The 2,483-nt window shown below is 31.7% G+C and carries 3 protein-coding genes; 2 read left to right on the forward strand and 1 reads right to left on the reverse strand.

Features of this window, described 5'->3' with window-relative positions:
* Nucleotides 1-786: diguanylate cyclase domain-containing protein (locus tag ABZA26_RS12605; RefSeq protein ID WP_372714864.1), on the reverse strand; the 786-nt coding region annotated here is incomplete at its 3' end.
* A 335-nt stretch (nucleotides 787-1,121) separates the two neighbouring features.
* On the opposite strand from ABZA26_RS12605, the gene ABZA26_RS12610 reads away from it, so the two are divergent.
* On the forward strand, nucleotides 1,122-1,265 hold the full coding sequence (locus tag ABZA26_RS12610) for a hypothetical protein (protein WP_372714865.1): 144 nt from the start codon (nucleotides 1,122-1,124) through the stop codon (nucleotides 1,263-1,265).
* Between the two features lie 292 nt (nucleotides 1,266-1,557).
* Nucleotides 1,558-2,424, forward strand: a complete 867-nt coding sequence (locus ABZA26_RS12615; RefSeq protein ID WP_372714866.1) for a Spy/CpxP family protein refolding chaperone — start codon at nucleotides 1,558-1,560, stop codon at nucleotides 2,422-2,424.
* The last annotated feature ends 59 nt before the right edge of the window (nucleotides 2,425-2,483 follow it).

The raw sequence follows: 2,483 nt of genomic DNA on the forward strand, positions 1-2,483 counted from the left end.
GACCAGTCTTTTTGAGACTCCCACCAGTATCTCATCCCCTATCTCATGACCATATGTATCATTTATTATTTTAAACTTATTCAGATCAATAAAATATATTGAAAAATTTACTGAAGATTTACCCTCGATATAGCTGATTAAATTGTGTCTGTTTTTTAATTTGGTGAGAGCATCAAAATTTGCATGGTATTCCTGCTGTCTAATCTTACCTGTCAAAAACAGTCCTCCTATTGTTATCCCTGCTGCTAGCATTATCATTATCGTATCGATGGTCTTTTGCCTTTTTATATAGAGATCATTGTGAAGCTGATAGAGTTCTGTTACCTCGTGAAACCCATTTTTTATCTTTAATGAATCAACAAGTATGGATCTCATATCATTTTTTTGGCTGGTATAGAGAATTAAATCATTTACGTTTTCAATATAATTATCTACCAAGGGGCTCAGTTCTTCCAACTTATTTTTTATGTCCTGGAAATTATTTGGTTTCATATCCAGAGAAGAATTACCGTACTTCAAAGCTTCAAAATACTCTTTGTAAAGATACAGCTCATCAATTAAAGCAAACTCTTTTTTATCAAGTTTGAAATCCTGATTATAAATCTGATGTGCATAATTAGCTATTAAGATTGTCCTCATTCTCTGAGAACCAGCCATATTGATAGCTTTGCTAAAATAATCTCTGTCTGAGCTCCTGTAAAGGGAATAACTGAGACCTATGACAAAGGGCATCAATGATAAAATTAACACAATTACATTTTTTTTAGCTACAGAATTTTTTTTCAAAAGAACCACCTTTTCTAAAAAAATATTTTTTACACAGTAATTTACATCTTGATCTCTCCCCATAATAAGGCTTAGGATATTTCTAGCCTCAGAGCTGATCAGCATATTTTTTTATATTACTTACAAATTTCAGTATTTTTTAGTTAATTAAAATATTACTATAAAAGTATGCACTTAACAAGTTTCTTATATCAAACTCACACATTTGACTATCGTTCAAAGTGATTTTCCAGGCAGAGAAAAACATTATAAAGTAAATTATTTAATAATGCTTGAATTTTAACTATACAAAGACTATACTTCTATTATCAAATTTTTTAAGGAGTGGACGTATAATGCCTATGGCAGGAGATAAAGTGAAAAAAGGGATATACCAATGTGTCATATGTGGATTTCAGATAGATGCAGAACACGACGAAGATTTGGAGCTTTGTCCTTTATGTGACGGAGCCAGGTTCGAAGAGTTATCAGATTTATAATCTTATTAAAAATACTCATAGATATAAAAAAAGTAGCTGACTTTGATCAGCTGCTTTTTTATTGGGAATATTTCAAAAAATATTTTGTAGGAGAACCCTTAAAAAAACTGTAAATTATTCTAGGGATACAAATAAAAATTCTCAACATGAAAACTAAATACTGCTGACTTTGTGTGTATCTTTTTTTAAATGGCATAAAAATGACATAGAATTGTCACAAAGGAACTGTAGTATTGTAATGAGCAGTTTAAAAATTTTATAACGCCATTATTTTAAAAGGAGTATGATAAATATGAGTATGAAAAAAATGGTAGCTATTATGGTATTGTCTATTTCTGCTGTTTCTTTTGCAAAAACCGGAATGCAGGGAAACACAAACATGAGAAGCACTGGAAAACAAACAATGATGCAACAGCAAATGGTAGTCCTCACTCCTGAGCAGCAAAAAGAATTTTATAAAATGAGTGACTCCCATATGAAAAAAACTAAGAGTTATATAATCCAGATGCGTGAAACAGACCTAGATATGCAAAAAGAACTTCTTAAGGATAAACCAAATATTAAAAAGCTCAATAAACTCAGCAATAAAAAAGCAGCCTTTGAAATGAAAATGGAAAAAGAGAAACTAAACTATAGAATTCAAATGAAAGAAAAATTCGGAATTGACTCATTCCAGGGAAATATGAATCAAAATATGATAAACAATACAAACAGATCTCAGTATAAAAGACAAATGACTCCGGCACAAGAGCAGGAATTCAGAAATCAAAACAATCTTTACAGAAGACAGTCTGCTGAATACAGACTTCAGATGAGAGAGATCAATACTGAGATGCACAGAGAGATGCTCCAAAAAAATCCAGACATGAAAAAACTAGAGATGCTCACAGAGAAAAAAATAAAAATTCAAAGTGAAATGGAAAAAAATATGCTAAGATACAGAGTAGAAATGAATGAAAAATATAATAGTATTACTTCTTATCCTTGTTTTTTGGGGCTGTTCTCCAAAAGTTTGGAAACCCATTCTTATGGACGAAACATCGCATACAGAAACAATAGTTCAAACCATAAAAATCGACAGCGTTTGGGCTGGTCATCCCGTTGGATTTTGTTTGTTAACGCATGGCGAGCGTCAGTACATTGCCTATTACAACGCTAACCGAAATATGGTAGTTGGGCAGCGAAATTCAAGCGAAGATAAGTTCGATTTGCATGTAA

Origin of the sequence: Ilyobacter sp. (assembly GCF_041583315.1) — a bacterium.
Lineage (GTDB): Bacteria > Fusobacteriota > Fusobacteriia > Fusobacteriales > Fusobacteriaceae > Ilyobacter.